This is a genomic window from Fodinibius sp. AD559 (assembly GCF_052712805.1).
Genome location: NZ_JBQPVW010000008.1, coordinates 23,973 through 48,174, shown reverse-complemented (window position 1 = coordinate 48,174; position 24,202 = coordinate 23,973). Strand labels below are relative to the sequence as shown.

At 42.7% G+C, this 24,202-nt stretch carries 22 protein-coding genes and 1 tRNA gene; 10 read left to right on the top strand and 13 right to left on the bottom strand.

The window, feature by feature from the left end; translation table 11 throughout:
- Nucleotides 1-125 precede the first annotated feature (125 nt).
- Both ACQ4LT_RS13515 and ACQ4LT_RS13510 read right to left on the bottom strand, forming a co-directional pair.
- A complete protein-coding gene (locus ACQ4LT_RS13515; RefSeq protein ID WP_445666589.1) occupies nt 126-1,259 on the bottom strand; it encodes a sensor histidine kinase in 1,134 nt (377 codons plus the stop codon).
- A 457-nt stretch (nt 1,260-1,716) separates the two neighbouring features.
- Nucleotides 1,717-1,959, bottom strand: coding sequence for a hypothetical protein (locus ACQ4LT_RS13510; RefSeq protein ID WP_445666588.1), 243 nt, complete (start codon nt 1,957-1,959; stop codon nt 1,717-1,719).
- 758 nt (nt 1,960-2,717) lie between these two features.
- Here ACQ4LT_RS13510 and ACQ4LT_RS13505 point away from each other — a divergent pair.
- The 5 genes from ACQ4LT_RS13505 to ACQ4LT_RS13485 all read left to right on the top strand — a co-directional run bounded on the left by ACQ4LT_RS13505 (nt 2,718) and on the right by ACQ4LT_RS13485 (nt 7,779).
- Nucleotides 2,718-3,485, top strand: a complete 768-nt coding sequence (locus ACQ4LT_RS13505; protein ID WP_445666587.1) for a DUF932 domain-containing protein — start codon at nt 2,718-2,720, stop codon at nt 3,483-3,485.
- Between the two features lie 226 nt (nt 3,486-3,711).
- On the top strand, nt 3,712-4,644 hold the full coding sequence (locus tag ACQ4LT_RS13500; RefSeq protein WP_445666586.1) for a YqaJ viral recombinase family nuclease: 933 nt from the start codon (nt 3,712-3,714) through the stop codon (nt 4,642-4,644).
- Nucleotides 4,645-4,681: 37 nt separating this feature from the next.
- Nucleotides 4,682-5,200, top strand: coding sequence for a phage replication initiation protein, NGO0469 family (locus ACQ4LT_RS13495; protein ID WP_445666585.1), 519 nt, complete (start codon nt 4,682-4,684; stop codon nt 5,198-5,200).
- Between the two features lie 80 nt (nt 5,201-5,280).
- Nucleotides 5,281-5,739: a JAB domain-containing protein gene (locus tag ACQ4LT_RS13490; RefSeq protein WP_445666584.1), complete on the top strand. Its 459-nt coding sequence runs from the start codon at nt 5,281-5,283 to the stop codon at nt 5,737-5,739.
- A 228-nt stretch (nt 5,740-5,967) separates the two neighbouring features.
- On the top strand, nt 5,968-7,779 hold the full coding sequence (locus tag ACQ4LT_RS13485; RefSeq protein WP_445666583.1) for a hypothetical protein: 1,812 nt from the start codon (nt 5,968-5,970) through the stop codon (nt 7,777-7,779).
- Nucleotides 7,780-8,237: 458 nt separating this feature from the next.
- On the opposite strand, the gene ACQ4LT_RS13480 is transcribed toward ACQ4LT_RS13485, so the two are convergent.
- From ACQ4LT_RS13480 to ACQ4LT_RS13440, 9 genes are all read right to left on the bottom strand, one after another.
- A tRNA-Leu gene (locus ACQ4LT_RS13480) sits at nt 8,238-8,322 on the bottom strand.
- 244 nt (nt 8,323-8,566) lie between these two features.
- Nucleotides 8,567-9,112 (bottom strand): tetratricopeptide repeat protein, encoded by a 546-nt coding sequence (locus ACQ4LT_RS13475; protein ID WP_445666582.1) that lies wholly within the window; start codon nt 9,110-9,112, stop codon nt 8,567-8,569.
- Between the two features lie 70 nt (nt 9,113-9,182).
- The gene (locus ACQ4LT_RS13470; RefSeq protein WP_445666581.1) at nt 9,183-9,446 is read right to left on the bottom strand and encodes a hypothetical protein; all 264 of its coding nucleotides are present in this window, start codon (nt 9,444-9,446) and stop codon (nt 9,183-9,185) included.
- Nucleotides 9,447-9,451: 5 nt separating this feature from the next.
- Nucleotides 9,452-10,093 (bottom strand): deoxynucleoside kinase, encoded by a 642-nt coding sequence (locus ACQ4LT_RS13465; protein WP_445666580.1) that lies wholly within the window; start codon nt 10,091-10,093, stop codon nt 9,452-9,454.
- Between the two features lie 2 nt (nt 10,094-10,095).
- Nucleotides 10,096-10,584: a 2-amino-4-hydroxy-6-hydroxymethyldihydropteridine diphosphokinase gene (gene folK, locus ACQ4LT_RS13460; RefSeq protein WP_445666579.1), complete on the bottom strand. Its 489-nt coding sequence runs from the start codon at nt 10,582-10,584 to the stop codon at nt 10,096-10,098.
- Nucleotides 10,572-10,931, bottom strand: a complete 360-nt coding sequence (gene folB, locus ACQ4LT_RS13455) for a dihydroneopterin aldolase (protein ID WP_445666578.1) — start codon at nt 10,929-10,931, stop codon at nt 10,572-10,574. Before folB ends, folK begins: the two co-directional genes overlap by 13 nt.
- 3 nt (nt 10,932-10,934) lie before the next feature.
- Entirely contained in the window at nt 10,935-12,386 is a 1,452-nt protein-coding gene (gene dnaA / locus ACQ4LT_RS13450; protein ID WP_445666577.1) for a chromosomal replication initiator protein DnaA, read from the bottom strand.
- 395 nt (nt 12,387-12,781) lie between these two features.
- Nucleotides 12,782-13,645 carry a peptide chain release factor N(5)-glutamine methyltransferase gene (gene prmC / locus ACQ4LT_RS13445; protein WP_445666576.1) on the bottom strand — a complete coding sequence of 288 codons (864 nt, stop codon included), beginning with the start codon at nt 13,643-13,645 and terminating at the stop codon, nt 12,782-12,784.
- An 18-nt stretch (nt 13,646-13,663) separates the two neighbouring features.
- Nucleotides 13,664-14,056: a hypothetical protein gene (locus ACQ4LT_RS13440; RefSeq protein WP_445666575.1), complete on the bottom strand. Its 393-nt coding sequence runs from the start codon at nt 14,054-14,056 to the stop codon at nt 13,664-13,666.
- A 201-nt stretch (nt 14,057-14,257) separates the two neighbouring features.
- Here ACQ4LT_RS13440 and ACQ4LT_RS13435 point away from each other — a divergent pair, with 201 nt between their 5' ends.
- The 5 genes from ACQ4LT_RS13435 (at nt 14,258) to ACQ4LT_RS13415 (ending at nt 19,132) form a co-directional block, all read left to right on the top strand.
- Nucleotides 14,258-15,082, top strand: coding sequence for a hypothetical protein (locus ACQ4LT_RS13435; RefSeq protein ID WP_445666574.1), 825 nt, complete (start codon nt 14,258-14,260; stop codon nt 15,080-15,082).
- Nucleotides 15,083-15,249: 167 nt separating this feature from the next.
- A complete protein-coding gene (gene eno, locus ACQ4LT_RS13430; protein ID WP_445666573.1) occupies nt 15,250-16,536 on the top strand; it encodes a phosphopyruvate hydratase in 1,287 nt (428 codons plus the stop codon).
- A 79-nt stretch (nt 16,537-16,615) separates the two neighbouring features.
- Complete coding sequence (gene recF / locus ACQ4LT_RS13425; protein WP_445666572.1) at nt 16,616-17,749, top strand: DNA replication/repair protein RecF; 1,134 nt, start codon at nt 16,616-16,618, stop codon at nt 17,747-17,749.
- Nucleotides 17,750-17,764: 15 nt separating this feature from the next.
- Nucleotides 17,765-18,067: a DUF721 domain-containing protein gene (locus tag ACQ4LT_RS13420; RefSeq protein WP_095606217.1), complete on the top strand. Its 303-nt coding sequence runs from the start codon at nt 17,765-17,767 to the stop codon at nt 18,065-18,067.
- Between the two features lie 57 nt (nt 18,068-18,124).
- Complete coding sequence (locus ACQ4LT_RS13415; protein WP_445666571.1) at nt 18,125-19,132, top strand: CdaR family protein; 1,008 nt, start codon at nt 18,125-18,127, stop codon at nt 19,130-19,132.
- 8 nt (nt 19,133-19,140) lie between these two features.
- Here ACQ4LT_RS13415 and ACQ4LT_RS13410 read toward each other — a convergent pair whose 3' ends face one another.
- Together ACQ4LT_RS13410 and smc are read right to left on the bottom strand one after the other, a co-directional pair.
- Nucleotides 19,141-20,391 carry a 4-hydroxy-3-methylbut-2-enyl diphosphate reductase gene (locus ACQ4LT_RS13410; RefSeq protein WP_445666570.1) on the bottom strand — a complete coding sequence of 417 codons (1,251 nt, stop codon included), beginning with the start codon at nt 20,389-20,391 and terminating at the stop codon, nt 19,141-19,143.
- Nucleotides 20,392-20,606: 215 nt separating this feature from the next.
- Entirely contained in the window at nt 20,607-24,128 is a 3,522-nt protein-coding gene (gene smc / locus ACQ4LT_RS13405) for a chromosome segregation protein SMC (RefSeq protein WP_445666569.1), read from the bottom strand.
- Nucleotides 24,129-24,202: the final 74 nt, after the last annotated feature.

Sequence of the window (24,202 nt, the reverse complement as noted above, 5' to 3'; positions counted from 1 at the left end):
CTGTCTGTTATAATCCCTTATAAAATATCATCTACATATAAATGAAATATTCTTCTTTGAAACGGGATATAATACGCACGTTAACGGCGGACAGGCCTTATCATTATCTTGCTACAATTATTCTATCATTCTTTTTTTTGAAATTGGATTGAAAAGGTCGTGCCTTGCTCAGATGAGCTGAAATTATAATCAGCATCCAACTGATTACTTAACGTTTGGATAAGATTCATACCCAACGACCCTTCCCTGCTGTTAAAATCGTCAGGTAGGCCCACACCATTATCACTAATTTCCAACCTAATAAGGTTATCTGAGGTTGCTAAATTAATCGTAATAGTTCCCTGTTTCCTTCCTTCGAAAGCATGTTTAATGCTATTGGTTACCACCTCATTGGCAATTAACGTACAGGGCAGGGTTTGGTCCATATTTAAATAAATCATATCACAATCTGTCACTAGCTCAATTTCCACGTCAGGCTCCATCATATTAATAATATCTGACGCTAATCTTGTTACATTATGACCTAACGAAACATCCAGGTAATCATCCGATTCATACAGCTGTTGGTGAATACCTGCCACCGCTTTTATGCGACTGGCACTCTTTTTTAGCGTGTTAATAAGCTCAGGTTCATCTTTTTGTAGCCATTGGAGCTGTAACAACCCTGCCACGACGGCGAGATTATTTTTTACCCGATGGTGGATTTCTCCCAATAGCGTACGATTTTCTTCCAGAGAGTTTTCTAGTCGTTGTTTGTCACGTTCCCGATCCGTGATATCTTGACTGGTGCCAACAGTTGAAAGGGGCTCCCCTTTGTCATTATAAAAATGACTGGCTTGTGCTTCTACATACTTAATTTGTCCATTGGGAAGGTGAAGCCGATACGTAACTTCTAACGAATGTTTGTTTTCCAATGACTTATTAAACTCTTGCCGAACTCTTGGCTGATCTTCAGGATGTATACGGTTGAAACATGCTTCAAGGGAAGGATCATCCTCTTCGAGGTTATACCCCAAAATGCGATACGTTTGATCAGACCAAAACAGCTTATCGTCTTGATGATCTACGATCCAAGTCCCTATATCGGCAAGGGACTCTGCTGAGCTCATCCATGACCTTACTTTATGTAACTCTTGTTCGGTTTGTTTTAGCTTATCAGCTATTCTGCCCCTCATTTCGTCAGATAGCGGTTCCCCAGATTCCAACGCTTGGATTGCCCGACCTATCTTTTGCTCTATTTCTGCGCCAACTGATCTCATGATATAACTCTCTAAACCTAAAGTTTTGATGTTGAAATACGTTAAGAAATTTTAATATTCTTGCCAAAAGACTTATGAGTACCCCTTATTCTGGGTGATCATCGGATTGACAAATACTATGTAATAGAACTGTAAAGGAACATGCAGGGCTTTATCCTGGAGGGTTATATTATTCTCACGGCTCTGATTATATGTTATTTCGAGGGAAGGGTATACTCGTAATGGGCTAAGGCCGATTAGGGGAGAGGTAACCTTTTCGTTTACCCAGGGTTGTATGTTTCTCCAGAGCTATCTGAAATGTTAGGGAAGCTATTATGACGTAAAATTGCTTATTTATTTAAATAAGGAGGATATTTTAGTTCGGTTGGGTTCATCATGCAGATCTATATATTAGTTCTCCTTTACCACTGTTTTAGGAGTATCACTGTTTAACTATACAGTATTTTACTTTCACGGACTAGGCAGCGACGCCCATAAGGCCCCGAATTAATTCTTGGAATGAGTCTATTTCCTTCTCGTTTTGTTGTGTTTTTAATTTGATGTTTCCATTGAGGATAAGATGACACTGTTGTCCCTTATAATTGAAATCAACAATTTTTAAATCGTTTGCCACATCTTGGTACGGGTTGCCAACGTCGGAGACGAAGAACACTTCATATTCAAGTTGTTTCCTCAAGGCGTGAAATAATCGGTCATTCATAGCTGTTACCCATCAGCTTAGTTGTTTATTGTTAGCTCTCTATCTTTTCGATCGGTTTTATGATCGACGATATCAATTGTTTCTTGTCAAGCAATGTCAGCAATAGATGAGAAAAAAGCGACTAAATAAAAGGATCTTAATCTTGATTACTGTTTTGTAATCTATGTATTCTTTGACTGCAGCTGTGGCCTGTAGTTCTTTCGGGCTATCCGCAGGCCGCTAGGGAAGGATAAGATTCAAGCGCAAAATTTATTGAGGAAAAGGGTGATAAAAAAAAGAGAACCTACACGATCATATGCAGGTCCCCAGTTCATCAAGATAGATCATAAGATGGTCAGCAAAAATATGGTATTTTATTCTGCCATATGCAACATTGGCACAAAACCCGTCATTACAGAATGCCCTCACACCTCTGGATGAACTGAAAGAAATTAACAGAAAGATTGATACATACAGGCAGCAGATTGGGTAGAAACCCAGGAGCTGGTTAATGAAGGGGATGAGTAACTGGGGTTTCCGGGCGGTTCCAGCGGCAATGTAGCGCAGTTTGGGCGACAAAAAATGCTCTTGCCGGGACTATCCGAAGTTACAGAAGTCAATTAACATTATAGATATAACAAATATATTGCCCCCGGAAAGGAAGCAATCTTATTAAGTAGTATGCTCCAAAGAATCTCGTATTTCTTGGTATAAGAATAATGAAGCGGGCCGTATACAGCGGCCTTTGTAATTATTCTTAACCAACCAAAGAGGTTCTTATGGACTTAAAAGACTTTTGCTTTCCCGTCGCCGAACGACGCGTGGCCGTCGATGATTTCACCAGCGAGTTTGTCGACTGGGGTAACGAAAACAGCTACTTACAGAATGACTATAAAAGTATCGTCCGCGATGATACCAATGAAGTCATCAGCATTGTCCGTGACTCATATAAAATTATCACGAACGAAACCTTAATCAACGAGCTCTTGCAGTTCTTAGCTGTCAGCGGTGAGGAATTTAGGATTGATGAATCCCATTCCTTCGTCCACAATAATCGCATGCGGCTGATGATCACGTTCCCCAATCTGACTCTACATGACTCGGATTCGGATATCAACCTGTCGCTCTTCTTACATAATTCGTATGACATGTCAGAGGGCGTACGGTTCTACTTCGGGGCCATCCGGGCCATCTGTGCTAACGGCATGATATTCGGAGAGATTTTAGGACGCTACTACTCCAAACATACAAGTGGCTTCAACCTTGAAGATTTCTCGGAGAAGCTCGACGAGGCCAAAGCCCATTTCCCAGAGATCCAACAGCGGATCAGTATGCTGGAGAATATGTCTGCCAACGAGGAGCTCGTCGAAGGGATCAGCAAGAAAATATCCAAACGACTGGCTGATCAAATAATGGAAGAGCATGATGTCAACCGGATATCCCAGTGGCAACTGCTTAACCGTGTGACCAACTATATCAGTCACGATGTAGATAAGCCGCACCGGGCTCGTCACCAGCGTAGTGTTTCCCAACTATTTGGGATATAGGTGCTGCTATGAGCTTAGGTAAAATCATTGTCAAAATTATCATAATCATCACAAGGAGGTAATACTATGCGAGATCTTATTGATGCAACAAGTGAGTTCATCAAGCAAGCATTAATTGTGCTTCTCAAGCCAGATGCCAACAAAACCAAAGATGACCAAAAAGGCCGCAATTAAGCGGCCTTATTTATTGCAATAACCAATTTGAACCCTTTAAACAGCAAATATTATGGCTACCAACTATAACTTAGAAATTCCCACAGAGGAGTGGGTTGAAGATCGCCAAAACTACATAGGAGGCAGTGAAACGGCCGCCTTATGTCAAAAAAGTTCCTTTAAGACCCCGCTGCAGGTGTGGATGCGCAAACAAGGTCTGATTGACCCCGTGGAAAGTACGCCTATCATGGAATTCGGCAATGTATTCGAGCCGGTTCAATCAGGATACTTCGAAGACCTCACTGGACTGAAGACCAGGCGCGTAAATACCCCGTTTGTCCACAAGGAGCACGGGTTTCTGCGGGCTAATATCGACCGTCAGATCCTCAATGGAGAGGGAGTCCAAGGTACCGGCGTGCTAGAGCTAAAAACAACGAATAGTTACCGGCTTAAATCGCTTGGAGGACGATATCCCATCGAATGGGAGTATCAGATCCAACACTATCTGGGCCTTACTGGCTATCAGTATGCGTACTTGTTCATATACGAGCGTGACACTTGTGAGTTCTATGAGCCCATTCTTATCGAACGCGACGACGAGCTAATCGAGGAGACTATGGCCAAGCTAATCAAATGGTGGCACGTCCACATGATTGGTGGCAAACGACCTGAGCCACAGAATGAGGAAGATTTGCTCATGTTGTATCCCGACTCATCGGATGGCAAGGTCGTGGAGGCTAGCCCTTCCGCTCGACAATCCTACCAGGAGCTTAAGCAAGTACGTGAGGAAAAGTCGGAGCTGAAAGACCGAGAGTCTGAGCTTAAGAATAAATTGAAGCAGCAGCTCGGAGATGGGGAGCGACTCGTCTACGGAGGACAGACACTCGTCACGTGGAAGTCCTATGAAAGACAGCGACTTGACTCTACCAAGCTTCGAGAAGAGAAGCCCGAGGTCTACTCCAACTACCAAACCGAAAGCTCTTACCGGCGATTTTCGGTCAAATAATTACACAATTCAATTACAAACTAACAAGGAGGCAATTATGTCATTAGTCATTAAAGAAAAACAGAAAGAGTATCCAATTCCTGATGAGGGAATCTATAATGCAGTAGCTATCGACTGTGTTGATTTAGGAAAAATTGAGACCCCGTGGGGCCCAAAATCGAAAATTTCAATTATGTTTGAGTTGGACTCCGAAGATGAGGATGGAAACAGATACATAGTTGGAAAGAGGTATACAAAATCGCTCCATAAGAAAGCTCATCTCAGACAGGATCTGGAGCGTTGGAGAAATAAAAAATTTAAACCTCAAGAGCTTAAAAACTCTGGATTTGATTTAGAATCCCTGATTGGAGTAAGTGCAATTGTGTACATCTCACACAATGAGACCGACAAGCGAACCTATGCCAATATCCAGTCAATACTTCCACCCGAACAAGGATCCGACGGCACCCCTCAGTGGTTTATTACGCGACCCAGCGGGAACTATACCAGAGTCATCGAGCGGGAGGACTACCAAGAGCCCGAGGAGTATGCTGACGCTCAAAATGGAGCCGGATAAATACTCCAGTAAAATAACAACAGATACAGGGAGCCACTCAAGGCTCCCTTTCTTATTTCTAATCAAAAAAGGAGAACCCTATGACTATCGAAAAATCACCCTCGCTGGCCGAGGTCAAACTATCCTACAGGACAGAGCAATCGCCTGATACTTTTCCTCAGGTTTCGAGTCCAGATGAGGCGGTAGCGGTGCTTCGTCAGGTTTGGGATAATGATCACATTCAACTGAAGGAGGAGTTTGTCGTATTGCTGTTAAACAATAGCAAGCGATGCATCGGATGGAGCAAGATTAGCTCCGGTGGAGGCACGGCGACCATTGTTGATCCTTCTGCGATATATCAAGTGGCACTATTGGCAAATGCCACTTCAATAATTGTTGCCCATAATCATCCTTCGGGAAATCTTGATGCTTCTAAGTCTGATCAGAAGTTGACAGATAGGATTAAGTCCAGCGGTGATATGCTGGGCATTACCCTGGAGGATCATATTATCCTAACCGCTGATAATTACAGCTCATTCCGGGCAAAGGGAATATTGTAATCGGCTAAGGCCGAGGAAGGGGAGGGTGACCTTCTCTTTAGCCTGAAATCTCAATTTTGCTTGTTCCCTTTCCAGTCCTTAGAATGAGGTCAAATAAAAAGTTGGTTACTGAACAAACAAAGCATGCAGATAGAGACGTTTACCGCACGAAAAGCTTCTGTATAGTAATTGGACAATAAATTTTATTAGTTGTAGAGGAATTCTTTTTAGATAATAATCCCCAAAATTATGGGATTAAAATCTTTTTTTAGAGAGCTCAAGAGGCGCAACATCTACAGAGTAGCGGTAGTTTATGGCATCACCGGCTGGGTGATTGTACAGATTGCCTCCATAGCAGCGAATACTTTCGGGGCTCCATCGTGGGTGATGAAGATGATTATCACAGTTATTCTGTTAGGTTTTCCTGTCACACTGATTATGACATGGGCTTTTGAAGTTAGTCCGGAAGGGGTGCAAAAAACTCAACCCACTGGAAGTGAAACAGAGGGCGCAAAAAATCCCGACGATCAGTACTTTTGGATCGGTATTTCCATCATAGTTGTAATTCTATTTGGCGGCTGGTGGTATCTGACGATGGAATCAACGGCAAGTACGAAATCTGCCACACCACAAAATATTACTGATCGCTCCATTGCTGTGCTACCGCTGAAAAGCGTAAGCAGCAGTGATGAATCTTTACCACTGGCCGAAGGGCTCCACGACGACCTATTGACCCGACTGGCTAATGTCTCTGACCTGAAAGTAATATCTAGAACATCTGTCGAAAAATTCCAAGGAAGCGAATTAACCCTTCCTGCCATTGCTGATAGCCTCGGTGTTAAATGGATCCTGGAAGGAAATGTGCAAAAAGGCGGTTCCAAAGTACAAATTAACGCCCAGCTTATTGATCCTTCCTCTGATACCCACATCTGGGCGGACACCTATCAGCGCGACCTAAATGCAGAGGATATTTTTGCCATTCAGGGTGCTATTGCCCGAGAAATAGCCAATGCATTACAAGCAGAACTCTCTGCAGGAGAACAGGATCGGATAGCGGGTGCACCATCGGGAGATCTTGACGCGTACCGTCTTTATGCTCAAGGTCGGCAAGAACTGGCCCAACGGACATATGGTATAGATGAACATGTAAAAAAAGCGGTAGACTACTTTCATCGCGCGATCAAGATAGATTCAACCTTTGCTCTGGCGTGGTCAGGCCTGGCGGATGCCGCCGCAAGTTACTATGGAACACATCCTGATACCCTTTCTTTTTTGCCGGTTGATCAAGAAACGGCGGCCGAGAGAGCTTTGGAATTAAATCCTAATTTAGCTGAGGCACATACTTCTATGGGCCATGTAAAGCTTAAAAACATGAACGCTCCAGCAGCACGACAACAGCTTGAACGAGCAGTCGAGCTTAAACCAAGCTATTGGGAGGCTCACCATCTGCTTGGTGAATTGTATTACAAGATTATGCGCCCTGAGCAGGCATTAAATCATATAAAAATTGCTACTGAGCTCAACCCTCAACATACTCGGGCCCGCCACTTGCTTTACGATGCTTACAATTCCATAGGGGAACCAGAGAAAAGTCTTGAAGAAGCGCGCCTTCAAAAAAAGATGGGACTTGAACATGCCGTAGCGATTGGTGGTGAGGTACGAGCTCTCATGGATCTAAAACAATATGAACAAGCCCAACAGCTGGCAGAAGAAAACTTGGAAACAATTATGGGGCCTTGGTTTAAAGCCTACCTGGTACAAATAACGGCGGCGCAAGGAGACACACTTGCGGCTCAGAATTATCTTAACAAGCTAAAGACTTCCAACGTAGCCCCCCGTTATCTGGCATGGGGATATTGGGGCCTTGGAAAAACACAGAAAGCGATCGAAACATACCAAGACATTGAGCCAACTGACTGGGAATATTTTGGAGCTATGGATGGATTACGCAGACTTGGAGAAAATTATCCAGATATACAACAAAGGACTGAGTACAAAAAATTAATACGGGATTTTTACACTGCTTGGGGATTAAATCCCGATGGAAGTTTTCCTAAATAAAACCACTCCATTCACCCTTTTCTGGCAGTTTGTTCTACCAAAACAAAAGCCGTAAACCGATAGTGCAATGAGTCCCAACGGATTACGGCTATAGTAATATATCATATAGTGCCCAAGAAAGTAAAGTGATAGAATAACGATATACTGCCACATCTTGGATGGTTTTTATATGATTAAGCCTCAAAAGGTTCAGAACTATTCCCTTGAACAAATAGCAGAGAGTTAGTACTTGGTAACATGTATTATGGTTAAAAGAAATTAGTTCTGGAAAGTACCTGTTCGCACAAGATAGATGCTATTACAGGATTAAGTTTATGCGAATAATTTGTTTGAGTGGGAGGGGAGGACTAAAGGTTTTTCTATGGGTTTGTTTTACCAATGTTTTACCATAAGAAAAGCCGTAAAATGCTAAACTCTTGCGAGGCAACACTTTACGGCTAATATTGCACTTCTAAAAGTGCCCTGGACTGGAGTCGAACCAGCACTCCCTAAATGGGAACTGACCCCTCAAGCCAGCGCGTCTACCAATTCCGCCACCAGGGCAAAGAAATAAAGTGCCATGTCATGCTGAGCTTGTTTCAGCATCTGTTCTATACATGAACTCCAAGATATTACACAAGTATAGATTCTGAAATAAATTCAGGATGACACTTTTTTATCATTTTGAAAAGAACAATGAGATCACTACTGAAATTAATAGCTGATCTCTCAGGGTAATTTTTAAGGCCTCAAATATAGGAGTTAATCCCGATAATTAGAAACAAAATTTAGGTGAAAAACTTAATATTTAGCCTTCACTAAGTTGCTCCTTAATATATTCATTATCCGGATCCATTTTTTTAGCCTGCTGATAAAATCCCATTGCTTTTTCTTCCTGGCCGGCGCGCTGCAGAAGATCGCCCATTAAGATCCAGTTCTCAACATCCTTTGGATCTTGTTTGATGCGGTTAAGCAGATATTCATTGGCCTCGCTGGCTTCTCCATTCATAATCATATACAGCACCTTGTTGCGGTGTGCCGCCGGAGAATCATCCAGATCGATCGCCTTGTCGAAATCTTCAATGGCCTGGTCAAGATTTTCGAGCTGCATGTGAGCAAAACCGCGCAAGTTATAGTAACCGCTGTTTTCCTCTTCCAGGTCAATGGCTTTTTCTAGTGCTTCAATACTTTTTTCCCACTGATTGAGCTTCTGGAATACCAATCCCTCTAAATGGAAACCATCGGAGTATTCGGGCTCCTTTTTCTGTAGCTGATGGGCAATATCCAGCGCATGATCAAAGTCGCCTTCGTGCAGTAGCGATAATCCTTCTTCGAGCTGATCTTCGTAGTTCATGAGAAATAGCTGCTTTCGTGGTTAAGTATAAATTCAATAATGCCTTCGAAAGATAAGGAATGTTGAAGCGTTAATCAGATGATTTTGAGGTTGTTTTTTCCTCGTCGGTAATTTCCTCAAATTCGGCTTCTTCAATTTCATCAAAATCCTGCTTAGGAGAATTCTTAGATCGCGAATCGCGATTTTGCTTGTTTTGTTGCTGCTGATACATCTTATAGAAAAAGCCTGATCCCTTTCTGCTTTTCTTTTTTGAATTGGAAGGCAGAAAAAGTCGACTGATGACCTTGATAAGAAGATACATCACCAAAAAAAATAAAAGAGTGCGAAAAATCATTACTGTTAATCTGTGATGTGAATATGCGTGTTGCCGCGAATAGGCTGATTGAAAATTTGTTCTTCTATGTAATCTAAGTGTTTTTCGTTACTAACGAAATCAATCTCTGATGTATTAATGATCATCAGGGGTGATTTATTGTAATGATGGAAGAAATGATTGTAGGCATCGCTAAGTTCTTTCAGGTATGAGCGAGAAATATCGCGCTCGTAGTCGCGATCGCGCTCCCTGATATTTTGCATCAGCCGATCGACATTGGATTGCAGGTAAATAACGAGATCGGGCTGGGCTGAAATGCCGGCCATAATTTTGAAAATGGTATCGTAAAGGGCCAGCTCGTCGTCTTCAAGATTGAGCCGGGCAAAAATACGATCCTTCTCAAAGATGTAGTCCGAGATCGTCATCTGTTGAAACAGATCTTTGCTGAGCATCTCTTGCTGCTGTTGGAAACGACTGGCTAAAAACGACATTTGAGTAGGGAAGGCATAGCGTTCTCGATCTTTATAAAACTTGGGCAGAAAAGGGTTTTCATCAAACTGTTCAAGAACAAGGCGCGCATTATTACGTTCGGTTAGCAGTTTTGCCAGGGAGGTTTTTCCCACTCCGATGACTCCTTCAATGGCAATAAAATCGAACTCGTTTTTCATAGTTACCAACGTAGATCTGTTTTTTCAAGTCTTAACTCTGGTGCCTCGGCCGTTAGCCGTGTTATGGAAGTTCCGGTTTTGGGATCATTCCAGTCGGGCATAACCTCTGCCAGGGGCGTTAACACAAAAAGTCGTTTCTGATATTCGGGATGCGGAATGATAAGATTATCCGTTTGAATCACCAAGTCGCCATACGAAATAATATCCAGATCTATGGTGCGCGCGCTCCATTTCGGCTGATCGGCCTCGCGCCCGTGTTGCTGTTCAAAATCTTTGAACGTTTTGATCAGCGGCTTCGGATTTTCGTTGCTCTCCATCACAACTACAGCATTATAAAAATCTCGCGTTGAGGGTCCTACCGGCGCAGTGATATAGATGGATGATTTTTGCAGGGGATGTTCTGATTGTTCTTCCAAAAACTCAGCGGCATCCATCAGATGTTGATGCCGATCGCCTACGTTTGATCCCAGTGCTACAACTACCGTTGCCATTGCATTGTAATCTCAGAATATGCGGTTTCTACGTCGAGGGGAGGATGAAGCTTGCGTACGGATACTTTCAGGGATGCGACCGTTGAAAATTGATCGAAGAGTTGATCGCCAATTTTTTTAGTCAGTGTTTCAATGAGCTTTACAGACGGACCGTTCATTACTTTTTTAATGATGCGGAGCACTTCTTGGTAGTCAATCGTATCGTCGAGTTGGTCTGTTTCTCCTGCTTTGCGCAAATCGGCCGAAAAAATAATGTCTACTTCAAAATCATTACCCTGCTCGCGCTCTTCTTTATAATATCCGTGATACCCTTTAAAGCGGAGACTTTTAAGTGTCAGGGTTTCCATATGTTACAGCGTAGATACTTCAATTTTTTGATGCAGCTCTTCCACAATGCGTTTGTGTTTGGCGGTTGTTTGCATGCGTTCTTCAACAGTAGATATGGCATGAATAACTGTTGAGTGATCGCGTCCGCCAAAATGGAGACCAATTGTTTTTAAGCTCGAGTCGGTAAACTGCTTAGAGAGATACATCGCAATTTGCCGTGCTTCCACAATTTCTTGCTTGCGCGTTTTTTCACGCACCTTGTTGGTGTCGATGCCAAAATAATCGCAAACGTAATCCTGGATCTGTTCAATAGAAATAGTCGTCTGGGACTCTTGGATCATATCTTTGAGCACGCGTTTGGCCATCTGTGGCTCAATTTCATCCACATGCTGCAGCGATGCAAAAGCCAGTAGTTTAATAATGGCGCCTTCCAGGTCACGGACGTTCGACTTGAAATTATGAGCGATAAATTCAAGCACCTGATGTGATAGCTCGATGCCGTTATCCGAGGCTTTGCGTTCCAGTATAGCGTATCGTGTTTCGTATTCCGGAACCTGCAGGTCGGCACTGAGTCCCCAGCTAAATCGAGAAATAAGACGTTCTTCGATGTCCGGAATTTCGCGAGGGGCGCGATCACTGCTCAGTATAATCTGCTTACCGTCTTGATGAAGGGCATTAAAGATATGGAAAAACTCTTCTTGGGTTTTTTCCTTGCCACTGAAGAACTGGATGTCATCGACAATCAATACATCAATCTGCCGATAAAACATGGTAAATTCACTGGCCCGGTTATTCCGTATAGCCTGTACAAATTCGTTGGTAAAGCTTTCGGAGGAGATGTAGAGGACGGCAAGCTCATTACCGTGTTCCTGTTTTACCTTGTTACCAATACTTTGGATAAGATGCGTTTTGCCCAGCCCGGTACCGCCATAAATAAAGAATGGATTAAACGAGTTGCTTCCCGGATTTTCACCAATGGCCTGGGCCGCCGATCGTGCCAGCCTGTTGCAGTCACCTTCTATAAAGCGATCAAAAACATAGCTGGAATTAAGGTTGGAGTCGATCTTGGTTTTTTGGATTCCGGGAATAACGAAAGGATTTTCGATTTTCCCCGGGCTATACTCCGAGTACCCTTTCATTTCTTGTCCCTGATCAGTTTCCGGCGGCATGGGGCGTTGTGGAAGTCGCACCGACCGGTTATCAGTATTATCATCAGACTTTTCGAGTACTACCGAGTATTCAAGTTTGCCTTCATCGCCCAATACTTTTGCCAGGGTAGATCGCAACATCCCATAATAATGTTCCTCTAACCACTCGTACCAGAACTGGCTGGGAACTTGAATGGTAAGCGTGTTTTCTTCCAGCTTAACCGGCTCGATAGGTTCGAACCATGACTTGAACTTCTGGTAGCTGATATTGTCTTTTATAATTTCTAAGCACTGCTCCCACGCAGCCTCGGAAGAAATATTACTCAACGTCCCTTAACCTCTTCTAATATTTTAAAATTAATGCTTAAAGTACCCTATAGTTATCCACACATTTATGTGCTGTCCCATTTTTGTGTGAAACGAAGATGATAATTTCGGAGACAGATGTCAAAAAAATATTACCCATGCGCGGAAAAGTTATCCACATTGCTCTAAACATTATAAATGCATGCGACGCAACGACTTAGTATTTTATACACATTTCTATCAAATTCCACTTGACAGTACATAATATTGCGCTAACAATGATTTTACCAAAAAACAATCTATGGATTACCGCTATAAAAAAGTTTTCCACAAGTTATCCACATCAATATTATGGAGTAAGTAGTCCAAAATATGTAATCGATATAAATAGGCTAAAGAAGAAGGGAAATAGCTAATTAGCGCTGTTGAGCTATGATAAAACGAGGTTTTTTATCGTAGTCATTTTCGATCCGTGCTGACCACTTTTGCGCATTAAAAAGTTCTAATATTTGCTGACTGTAATTTTCGTGTAACTCCAAATATAAATGCCCGTTTTCTGTCAACTTTTGAGATGCAAATTCGATGATGCTGGTATACATTTTTTCGAGATCATCAAAGAATAGCGCTTCGGCCGGTTCATAATCTTTGACCTGTCGCTCGAGGATATCTTTTTCTTCCGGCTTAACATAAGGGGGATTGGAAACGATTAGATCGAAGGGGCCGGAGACAGAAATGCTGTTGAGGTTCAAAATATCTCCCTTGGAAAAAGAAACGTCAGTATCATTTTGTTCCGCGTTATCCCGGGCGGTGTTGAGTGCATCTTCAGAAATATCAATTCCGAAAATTTCCCAATCGGGTTGTTCCATTTTTAAAGCAATGGGGATGCAGCCTGATCCGGTTCCGATATCGAGTACAGAGAGCTCCTCATCAGACTGGTGTTCATCCAGAATAATCTCAACAAGCTGTTCGGTTTCAATGCGGGGGATAAGAACATGCTCATTGACCGAAATGTGGGCATTCATAAAGTCAGTAAACCCAACAATGTATTGTAGGGGTTCGTGTTGAGCCCGGCGTTTGACCATTGGTCGTAACGTATCGAGTTCTTGAGAGGAGAGCGGCCGGTCAAATTTTAGATATAGATCCAGCCGCTTGATATCGAGCGTCTCGGCCAACAGCCATTCAATACTGTGCCGAGGGTCAGGAATGTCTTTTTTTTCAAAAAAATCAGTGCCCCATTCCAACATGGAAAGGACGGTCCATTCCTCAACCTTTTTACTCATATTTTGGTAGTGAAGTTGTTACGACTCGCCTTCCTCGACTTGTTGTTCTTTTTCTTGTTGAACGGTAAGTCCAAAACGTTTGCCAAAATCTAATATGAAGTCTATTACTTCATCATCAATAGTGCGTTTTTCTTCGTCCAGCGAGCTACCGCGAAATCCCATACGTCCACCGGTTTTTTTGAGCTCAAACCGATTTTGTTTGCCGGTAAATTCAATAATACAGGTAAGAGTCACGCTTGCGTTTATTTGCTTTTCGTACTCCTCATAAACAGCAACGTGAACTTCATCACCGTTGTCTGTTGATTGATATTTATACAAATACTTAGGCTCTATATCATTAAAGAGCTGTTCGGGCATTCTACGCAGTGTATCTGCTGGCCCAAAAACAAGATACTTGCTTACAGTAGCCATAATATGTTAACTTCAATTGGTAGATTGATACATTATAAAGAGCCTGAATAAAAGTTTTTATATACTCAGAGTCAAATTTGTTTGTAGCTTAACATATATTTATTTATAACAATCCGAATTTCTATGTAATTTTTTGTCTGAACGTTTGTTATCATAATACGTTTATAAATTAGTGAAAGCTCAACACAGCGGCAGCCATACATGAATAAATCTATGATAAAAAAAATATTTTCTGTACTTGTTCTGACACTATTATTGGGGATGTTATCGGATATCGCAATCGCCCAGATAAAAGAGCCTGAAGTTGTTTTAAAGGCAGAGCCTAAAACACCATTGTCGGAAGGATACCATAATGCCATTGGTGTCGATCTGTTTGTTAACAATTTTGGTTTTGGAATTGGAGGAACTTATGGCCGCGTAGTAGCTCCTTATACAGAAATTACATTCCGTACTGGTATAACAGGTATTAGAGATGCAAGTGAGCAAACCTTTCAGAGCTTTTTAACGGGACAACAAATAGTGCCCAATAAATATAAGCGTGGGTTAGCGTTTCCATTTTTATTAGGGGTTAAACAGCGTCTTTTTGCTCGTCAAATTGAAGATAATATGCGCTTTTTTGTGAGTGCTGCCGGTGGGCCGGCTCTTACCTTTACTTATCCTTATGTTAGGGACACCAATAATAATGGGTTTCGAGATTTTCAAGTAAGTCCCAATGGATTTCTATATCCCGTTGAGCGGGTGAATGATTTTTTTTCCGGATGGAGTGAGGGAGAAACCAAATGGGGATACAGCGGTGCGATTAAGGTAGGAGTGGATTTAGGGAGCGAATTCAAGTCGCCTACCACCATCGAGTTTGGATATTTCTTTTACTATTTTAGCGAGGGACTGCAAATTATGGAGCCGTATAAACCTACCGAATATAACGCCGATGGTGAACCGGTTTTTAAATCAAGAGTTGAATTTTTTGATGCCCAAAAATACTTTGGTACACCCCAGATTAAATTTACTTTTGGCGGCATGTGGTAGTACGGGATATACGATATAAGAAAATGAGGAGCCCACATCCTGCATCTTGTATCTATACCAGTTTAGTGCCTTTCTCTCAATCTATTCTTTGTTCTTTTCTCTTTATCAGTAGATAAAAACCTTGTACCTTTGTCTACAATTTCCACGACAATAAATAAGATATTACAATGAGCTTTATTGAAGAAATTATTGGCCGACAAATTATTGACTCAAGAGGAAATCCCACGGTTGAAGTCGATGTGATTTTGACAAACGACATGGTGGGACGTGCCGCAGTGCCATCAGGTGCATCTACCGGGGAGCACGAAGCGGTTGAGCTTCGTGATACCGAATCGGATCATTATCTGGGGAAAGGAGTCACCAAAGCGGTTGAAAATGTGAATACCGTGATTGCCAATGAGCTTCGTGGATATGAGGTCTTTAATCAGGTGGAGATTGATAATACCCTTATTGAAATTGACGGCACCGAAAACAAAGGAAACTTAGGTGCGAATGCTATTTTGGGGGTTTCGCTTGCTGCTGCTGATGCGGCTTCAAATGCCCTCAATATACCAATGTGGCGTTATGTCGGAGGAGTAAATGCAAAAGTGCTTCCGTTGCCGATGATGAATATTATTAATGGTGGATCGCATGCCGATAACAATGTGGATCTGCAGGAGTTTATGATTATGCCCAGCGGAGCGAAGTCTTTTTCTGAAGCGGTGCGCATGGGATCTGAAATTTTCCATCATCTGAAAAAAGTGCTGAAGGATAAAAATTATAGTACAGCTGTCGGTGACGAGGGCGGTTTTGCACCGGATTTGGATTCCAATGAAGAAGCGGTTGAAGTAATTTTAAACGCAATTGAAAAGGCCGGTTATATTCCCGGTGATGAAGTGGTTATTGCACTCGATCCTGCCACCGCCGAATTTTATAACGCTGAGAAAGGGGTTTATGAGTTTCGGTGGAGCGATGGCAGTGAGCGAAGCAGTGAAGAAATGGTCGAATTTTGGAGCAACTGGGTTGATAAGTATCCCATTATTTCTATTGAGGATGCCCTTGATGAGAATGACTGGGACGGCTGGAAAAAGCTAACCGATGCTGTGGGCGATAAAGTTCAGCTGGTTGGGGATGATCTTTTTGTAACTAACACTGAGCGACTGGCACGCGGTATAAAGCAGGGCGTGGCCAATTCGATCCTTATTAAAGTGAATCAAATTGGTACGCTTACTGAGACGCTTGACGCCATTGAGATGGCGCATAAGAATGATTATACCGCTGTTATTTCCCACCGATCGGGTGAAACAGAAGATACGACCATTGCTGATTTAGCGGTGGCAACCAATGCCGGACAGATTAAGACGGGTTCGATGAGTCGGACCGATCGTATTGCGAAGTATAATCAGCTGTTGCGAATCGAAGAGCAGCTGGGCGAAAATGCGATTTTTATGGGAAGTGATGCCTTTGGATTTTAAGGAGTTACAAATTAATTAATAAGGATATAATAGCGCGGGTTTTTGCTCGCGCTATTTTTTTAGCTGATCACAGGGGCCAATGAAGATCACGAATTTAAAATTGCAGAATTTTCGGAACCATGAGGAAACCGTGGTTGAGTGGGCACCACACATGAATGTGATTATTGGTCAGAATGGGGCGGGTAAGACTAACTTGATTGATGCTATTCACTACCTGTGTATGAGCCGCAGTTTTGTTTCCAGCAGTGATATGTACGTGGTAAATCAGGATGCTACTTTCTTTATGATCAAGGGGCATTTTGAGGGAAACATACGTGCCAGTTTTGATGTGGGATGTTCCTATTCCCGTGGGGAAGGCAAGAAGATTTTTGTTAATGAAAGTCCGCTCGATCGCCTGTCTGATCTCATTGGAATGGTGCCTGTGGTAGTGCTATCTCCATCCGATAAAAAGTTAACCAGCGAAGGTCCCAAGCAGCGGCGATCGTTTATTGATTCGTTTATCAGTCAAATTTCACCGGCCTATCTGCAAGATTTGCTCGATTTTCGAAAAGCCCGTAAGCAGCGTAATAAGTTGCTGCAGGAGTTCAGGGGAAATCGCGAAGTGTTGCTGGCTTACCTGGAGCCGTGGAATGTGCAGCTAATGGAATATGGGTCACGTATTGTGGCCAAGCGTACTGAGGTATTGAATAAATTTCAGGATTATCTGGCGAAGGAGTACGAAGTGATATCCGGTATGCGCCACGAGCCCCATCTGGAATATCAGACGTTTTGCGAGCCTTCCGAGGATGCGGAAACGGTAAGAGAGCGCTACCAGGCGGAGCTTGAGAAAGAACAGGATCATGAGCTTGAGCGAGAGCTGACGCTCATTGGTCCGCACCGCGATGAGATTGTTTTTTATTTAGATGACTTTGAACTGCGTAAGTTTGGCTCCCAGGGGCAGCATCGCCTGTTTGCTCTTGCTTTGAAACTGGCCCAGCTTTTGTATTTTTCAGATGAGCTGGATGATCTGCCTATATTTCTGCTGGATGATGTTTTTGGTGACCTGGATGCCCAGCGCACCGAAGTATTGCTGAATGCGCTTATAGAACATGCCGGACAGACTTTTGTTACGGCGGCCAATCCTATTCCTTTTGATGATTATATAACCTTTGACGGTGAACGGAATAGAAAATACAAAGTGGAGCAAGGACAGATTTCTGTTGTTAAACCGTAATCAATAGTAGCAATTATGGGACGATATAAATCAAATTCTCCGAAATCCTTGAAAGAAGCGTTGAAGGATTTTTTGGATACTTATCCTCATCGTAAAAGATTAAAGCGAGGAATGATTTTATCGCTGTGGGAACAAACGGTGGGCGAACGTATTGCCGAACAGACAGAAAATCTACATTTTGAGCACGGAAACTTAGTGGTTCATGTTAAAAATCCGGCATGGCGACAGGAAATCCACATGAAGCGCTATAGTATCGCCAAAAAGTTAAATGATCAGGTGGATGAGAAAATAATTAAAGAGATTGTTGTGCGCTCATAATGTATATTTGATCGTTGATATTTGTTCAAATATGATCGATTGATCTGACAATTATTTATGGATACATCAAAAATTGAGGAATTTAAAAAGAAGTTGCTGGAGGGATGGGAGTCGCTCCTACAAAAATCAAACGAAGATGAGATTGCCGGCTTAGGCCGTGAACGTATCATTGTTTTTATCGTTGCGTTTATTTTAGCGCTGGCTTTATGGCTGATGGTTAATTTAAGCCGTGATTATACATTAAATATTGAGTTACCCATTGAGCTTGGGGCCGTTCCCGACGAAAAAGCACTGGTCCAAGATCTCCCTTCTAACGCTACGGTAAGCGTGACGGGAGAAGGATGGAAGCTGATAAATTTATATAACAATCCGCCTACCATAGATATTAATATCAGTAATACAGAGATTAATTTATTTGATCAGGTGCAGCAGCAGATGAGTGCGATGCTCAATATTAGTATTCAGCGTGTACAGCCGCAGAATTTAAGGGTGCAGCTTGGAGATCGGGTTTCAAAAAAAGTGCCTGTACGTTCTGCTGTAAACGTCAACTTTAGCGAACAATACGGGTTTTTAGATCCGCCGACAATAAGTCCTGACAGTATCACCATAGATGGAGCAGCTACTCTTCTTGAAGATATTGAAGAGTGGTCTACTGATTCCGTACAAATGAATAATGTTTCTACGGATATCTCCCGGACCGTACCTCTGGAGCCGGCAAGTGAGCTGATTAGGTTATCGGAGAGTGAAGTTAGATTTGAGGCTGAGGTTGCTGAATATACTGAGGGAGAAATGCAGGCAAATATAACCACACGTAACTTGCCACCGGGGCGTATGGTTAGTTACAGTCCGCTTGCTATTAGGATTAAATACGATGTGCCTATTCAAGAGTATGCTGATGTGCAGGATGAAAATCCCTTTAATGTGCATGTGAGTTATCAGCAGATTTTAGAAGATTCTACTGGTTTCGTTACCCCACAGATCGAAGAAAAAAATAAACGATATCATATCAAGTTGCGATCATTTCAACCGCGGCGCGTAGCGTACTTCATTGTACTGGATAATTAACAATATATTTAGGCTACTTCGTCAAGCTTTTCTTCAAATGGCTTAATCACTTCTTCTACTGATTGGGTATCTTCAAAATAATCGAGGATCTTCAGCATAACCTCGTCAACCAGCACATCGGGACACGAGGCTCCCGAAGTGATAGCAATATTTACCGGCTGATCTTTGGTTAGCAGCCAGTCTTCTGTTTGTTTGATTTCTTCATCCCATTGATTAAAATGCTGGATTTTTCGTGAAGATTTGATTTCCTCAGCATCACGAACGTGATAGGTAGGGAAGGAGTGCTCTAAAATTTCGACCAGGTGCATGGTGTTTGACGAATTGTATCCACCTACTACGATCGAGAGGTCGGCATCCATTTCGGCCAGGGCCAGCGTTGCCGACTGATTCTCGTTTGTGGCATAGCAAAGTGTATCCGAAGTATCGGCAAAGTGATCAAGAATATCGGCCTCGCCGTATTTTTCGATAGCCGCCTCTTTTAGAATCTCCATCACTTCTTCCGTCTCGGTAGCCAGCATGGTTGTCTGATTGATCACGCCAAAATGCTCCAGATCCTTCTGCGGATCAAAACCATCCGTGCTCTTATGGCCAAAATACTCTTCAAAGTCCGACTGCGGACGTAAGCCTGTCATGATATCCGCTAATGTCTGGGCTTCTTCGGGGTTCAGAACAACGACACATTCCGAATGATCTGCGCTGTGCGAAAAGGTAGCACGGGTTTCTTCGTGATAATGTTTGCCATGAATAACCAGCGAATATCCTTTTTTGCCGAGCTGTTTGCCCCGTCGCCAAACCTTCTCCACAAAAGGACAAGTGGTATTGTATTCGTATGGATCGATGCCCTGCTTTTTTAGCTTTTTCTGAATTTCAATGGTGGTTCCAAAAGCGGGAACAATCACAATATCATCTTCGTCCAGCGACTCAATGGGAATCAACTCAGTTCCATCCGTCTCAAAAAGAAATTTAACGCCCCGAGCCTGCAGATCTTCATTTACCGTCGGATTGTGAATCATTTCGCTCAGCAGGTAAATATCCTTTTCGGGATAATTCTTCACGGTGTCATAGGCGATGTCAATCGCATTTTCCACACCATAACAAAAGCCGAAGTGACGAGGTACGAAAAACCGAACAGGACCAAAATCGAGCACGCTGGGCTCAAGATCTTTCTTGGTGGGATCCATCACCTTATTGGCATCTTTGACTTTGCTAATGATAGGCGATTGATAAATGTCGGGGATGTTGAATTTCTTGCGAGCCATAACTATTTGCTGGATTTAATTTAGCTTCTAAATATACGAAGCTGAGCGCGAAACATCATGAAGAATAACGTAAAAACGAGGCATTTCGATCAGTATAATGGGGAAGGAAAAGTGATGAATAGAAGTAATTGAATATTAAGAATTCAAAATTCAATCAAAATGTTTAAAAAAAATTGCTCATTACTTAAGACTCATGACTCAATACTATTAAAACCCTAAACTTCTGCAACTTCATCCAGCTTAACACCCACAAGGCGACTAATGCCTGTTTCCGGCATCGTTACCCCATACATCATCTCAGCTTTACTCATCGTCTTTTTGTTATGAGTAATAATGATGAATTGTGTTTCTTCACTGAAATTACGAACCATATCCGCAAAACGTTCGATGTTGGCATCATCCAATGGGGCGTCAACCTCATCAAGAACACAGAACGGGGAAGGTTTAACGAGATAGATGGCAAACAACAGGGCAATAGCCGTGAGCGTTTTTTCGCCACCCGAAAGCTGGTTAATAGTAGAGGGACGTTTGCCCTTGGGATTGGCCTTGATTTCAATAGTTGCATCCAGCGGGTCTTCGGCTTCCTCGTCAATTACCAGATCGCAGTAATCATCTTCATTAAATAGTGTATGGAACACCTTTTGGAAATTGACGCGGATCTTTTCGAAGGTTTTGTTGAATCGCTCAATGGCCGTTTTATTAATCTCATCAATGGTTTCCTGAAGCTCTTCAGCGGCCTGATGCAAATCGCCTACTTGTTCCTCATAAAAATCGAGTCGCTCTTTTTCCTCTTCGTATTCTTCGATAGCAAGCGGATTCACTTCCCCGATTTTATTGAGCTTTTGGCGTAGCCAGGAAATACGTTCTTTGGCTTCGTCCGGTTCGGTATCCTCGGGCAGTTCTTTATCGATCTGATCCATTAAAACGCCGTAGGTTTCCCAGATGTGATCGGATAAGTTTTCGATCTGCATCTCGTACTTCTCCTTCGACATCGCAAGGTGATGAACGAGCTCCATATTTACTTCCTTGCGTCGACGGACTTCCTTCAGATCCTTCTCAATTTCATTAATACGTCCGCGCTGCTTGCCCGAAGCTTCTTCGGCCTGTTCAAGCTGCTTGTCAGCCTCCTGCTTTTTCTCTTTAAGCGTGCTGAGTTCGTCTTCAAGCTGCTCAATTGTCGATCGGTACTTGGTGATACGCTCTTTGGCTTGTTCGGTCTTCTCCGAGCGAATTTTAAGTCGTTTCTTCAGGTTTTTAATGCCTTCCTGCGCTCGTTTTATATCCCGCTCGTGGTTCTCAACTTTATTCTTCAGATCCTGATGCTTCAGCTGCGCATCGTTGTATCTACTTTGGGCAATCGAGCGCTCTTCATCAAGTTCCTGCAGTGTTTTCTTTTTCTCTTCCTGCTGTTCGTGCAGATCCTTGAGCTTTTGCTGCAATTCCTTTTGCTTGGGCTGCAGTTCATCGAGCTGTTGTTGAGAGGAATCTTCATTCTTAATTAGCGACTCGCGTCGATTTTCGAGCTCACCAATATTTTTCTGATAGATTTCAATCTTGTGCTCAAAGCTGTTGATGTTATTTTCAACCTTGCGAACTTGCTGTTCTTTCTCTTTGAGCTCCTGCTCCAGTTCGTTCAGATCAATAGCTTCATATTGCTGTTGAACTTCCTCGAGCTGTTCTTCGGATGATTGAATCTCACTGCTGATAGATCCGGCCTTATCTTCCAGTTTAGCGATTTTATCCTTTAAGCCAACACGAATGCCCGCATTTTTGCTTTTGCTTCCGCTCTTCAAAAATTGGGTATTGGTGATAACTTCCCCGTCAAGTGTTACACCTGTTTGACCGTTATCTTTGAGCGAAGAATAAGCATCTTCAACAGAGTCGAAAACGCAGACATTACCCAGCAAGAGTTCTTTTAAAGCACTAAATTTGGATTCAGTTTCGACCTGGTTGGCAAGGGAACCAGAAATCGTTTGATAGGAGTCGGAAAGTTGATCGAGCGGAATAAATGTTGCCCGTCCTTTGTCGTTTTCTTTAAGCAGTGTAGCAGCTTTTCGGGCATCATCAAGCGTATCAACCACTATATAATTGAGCGCATCCGCCAAGACAGCCTCAAGGGCAACAGCATGTTGTTCATCTGTGGAAAGCAGATTGGATACGACGTCTAACTGATTAAACTGGTCGCCATGATTTTCCAACAAAAACTGTACGCTGCTTGGAAAGGCTTCATTGGAATTTGCAATATCTTTCAATAAAGCAATTTCGGATTGAACAGAATCCAGCTTGCTTTGATGACTGCGGATCTGATCTTTGAGCGTATTTTGTTTTTCGCCAAGCTCTTCACGCTCCTCGCGAGCGGATTGCAGTTTTTCCTGTTGCTTGTCTCGTTCTGATATTGCTTTCTCGAGCTTTTCTTTGGCCAGTTTTTTCTCCCCACGAAAATTCATGATCTCATCTTCGAGATCTTCAATTTCTTCACGGATGCGAACCAGATCACCTTCGGTATTTTCCAAGCGCGATTCAATTTTGATGCGTTTGGTCTGCAGATCATTAAGGTCTTGGTTTGCTTCAGAAAAGTCTCGCTCAAGCTGGTTTAGCTTTTCTTGCTCTTTATTGTACTGCTGTTGAATTTCGGAGTAACGCTCTTTGGATTCCGCAAGATTTTTTTCTGCCTTTTCAAGATCGTCATCGAAGGTAGCCAGTTTCTTTTTGCTGCTTTCAAAGGCTTCTCGAAGATCCTCCAGGTCTTTTTCGCTCTGCTCAATATCGTTGGTATATTGGTCAATTACGTTTTCTTCATTAGAGATTTTCTCCTGCGTAATTTCGAGTGACGTTTCGGTATCCCGAATTTTAGAATTGAGCTGGCTTACTCGTCGTTGCGCTTCAGACTGTTGACGCTCTTTTTCATTTAATGTTTTTCGAGCTTCTTCTGCTTCCTCTTCAAGTTTTTCTGCCTTAGCAACAATCTCTTTCTTTTCTTTATCTGCATTATCGATACGTTCTTCAAGCGGCTCAAGCTCTTCTTTTATCTTAAGGTATTCATGCTTGTTTAGTGCTTTGTCGAGATGTTCTAACTCTTTTCTGTATTTCTTTGCTTTTTGAGCTTTTTCAGCCTGTTTTTCGAGGGAATTTGTTTTTTTTCGAACTTCAACCAGGATATCCTCAACACGCTGGAGATCGGATCGGGTTTCGTCGAGCTTGCGAAATGTTTTCTTTCGTTTTTCCTTATATCGGGTAACGCCGGCAGCTTCCTCAAAAAGTCGACGACGGTCGTTGTTTTTATCATTCAGAATTTCTTCAACCATCTTCAGCTCAATTACCGAGTAGGCGTCCGAGCTCATCCCGGTATCCATAAACAGTTCGGTAATATCCTTAAGCCGACAGGTGGTTCCGTTGATAAGGTATTCACTTTCTCCGGATCGATATAAGCGTCGACCAATAGTAACTTCGTTATATTCAGTGGGCAACAGGCCTTTGTTATTTATAAACGTTAGATAAACCTCCGCCATGCCCAGGGCATTTTTCTTGGCGGTCCCGTTAAATATAACGTTCGACATGCTTGAAGATCGGAGCTGGGTAGGGCGCTGTTCGCCGAGTACCCATCGCATGGCATCAACAATATTGGATTTGCCGCAGCCGTTGGGGCCTACAATAGCGGTTATGCCTTTATCAAAAGAGACATTGGTTTTGTAGGCAAAACTCTTGAAGCCCTGAAGTTCAAGTTCGGATATATACATCTATTAGATCTGTTATAAGGTTATTAGTTATTGGTGAGTAGCTAACAACCAATAACTAATAAACCATTAACCAA

What these genes read in the sequence shown, in the direction of transcription:
- ACQ4LT_RS13515 (WP_445666589.1), bottom strand. Translation starts at nt 1,259, where the DNA reads ATGAGATCAGTTGGCGCAGAAATAGAGCAAAAGATAGGTCGGGCAATC.
- ACQ4LT_RS13510 (WP_445666588.1), bottom strand. Translation starts at nt 1,959, where the DNA reads ATGAATGACCGATTATTTCACGCCTTGAGGAAACAACTTGAATATGAA.
- ACQ4LT_RS13505 (WP_445666587.1), top strand. Translation starts at nt 2,718, where the DNA reads ATGGACTTAAAAGACTTTTGCTTTCCCGTCGCCGAACGACGCGTGGCC.
- ACQ4LT_RS13500 (WP_445666586.1), top strand. Translation starts at nt 3,712, where the DNA reads ATGGCTACCAACTATAACTTAGAAATTCCCACAGAGGAGTGGGTTGAA.
- ACQ4LT_RS13495 (WP_445666585.1), top strand. Translation starts at nt 4,682, where the DNA reads ATGTCATTAGTCATTAAAGAAAAACAGAAAGAGTATCCAATTCCTGAT.
- ACQ4LT_RS13490 (WP_445666584.1), top strand. Translation starts at nt 5,281, where the DNA reads ATGACTATCGAAAAATCACCCTCGCTGGCCGAGGTCAAACTATCCTAC.
- ACQ4LT_RS13485 (WP_445666583.1), top strand. Translation starts at nt 5,968, where the DNA reads ATGGGATTAAAATCTTTTTTTAGAGAGCTCAAGAGGCGCAACATCTAC.
- ACQ4LT_RS13475 (WP_445666582.1), bottom strand. Translation starts at nt 9,112, where the DNA reads ATGAACTACGAAGATCAGCTCGAAGAAGGATTATCGCTACTGCACGAA.
- ACQ4LT_RS13470 (WP_445666581.1), bottom strand. Translation starts at nt 9,446, where the DNA reads ATGATTTTTCGCACTCTTTTATTTTTTTTGGTGATGTATCTTCTTATC.
- ACQ4LT_RS13465 (WP_445666580.1), bottom strand. Translation starts at nt 10,093, where the DNA reads ATGAAAAACGAGTTCGATTTTATTGCCATTGAAGGAGTCATCGGAGTG.
- folK (WP_445666579.1), bottom strand. Translation starts at nt 10,584, where the DNA reads ATGGCAACGGTAGTTGTAGCACTGGGATCAAACGTAGGCGATCGGCAT.
- folB (WP_445666578.1), bottom strand. Translation starts at nt 10,931, where the DNA reads ATGGAAACCCTGACACTTAAAAGTCTCCGCTTTAAAGGGTATCACGGA.
- prmC (WP_445666576.1), bottom strand. Translation starts at nt 13,645, where the DNA reads ATGAGTAAAAAGGTTGAGGAATGGACCGTCCTTTCCATGTTGGAATGG.
- ACQ4LT_RS13440 (WP_445666575.1), bottom strand. Translation starts at nt 14,056, where the DNA reads ATGGCTACTGTAAGCAAGTATCTTGTTTTTGGGCCAGCAGATACACTG.
- ACQ4LT_RS13435 (WP_445666574.1), top strand. Translation starts at nt 14,258, where the DNA reads ATGAATAAATCTATGATAAAAAAAATATTTTCTGTACTTGTTCTGACA.
- eno (WP_445666573.1), top strand. Translation starts at nt 15,250, where the DNA reads ATGAGCTTTATTGAAGAAATTATTGGCCGACAAATTATTGACTCAAGA.
- recF (WP_445666572.1), top strand. Translation starts at nt 16,616, where the DNA reads ATGAAGATCACGAATTTAAAATTGCAGAATTTTCGGAACCATGAGGAA.
- ACQ4LT_RS13420 (WP_095606217.1), top strand. Translation starts at nt 17,765, where the DNA reads ATGGGACGATATAAATCAAATTCTCCGAAATCCTTGAAAGAAGCGTTG.
- ACQ4LT_RS13415 (WP_445666571.1), top strand. Translation starts at nt 18,125, where the DNA reads ATGGATACATCAAAAATTGAGGAATTTAAAAAGAAGTTGCTGGAGGGA.
- ACQ4LT_RS13410 (WP_445666570.1), bottom strand. Translation starts at nt 20,391, where the DNA reads ATGGCTCGCAAGAAATTCAACATCCCCGACATTTATCAATCGCCTATC.
- smc (WP_445666569.1), bottom strand. Translation starts at nt 24,128, where the DNA reads ATGTATATATCCGAACTTGAACTTCAGGGCTTCAAGAGTTTTGCCTAC.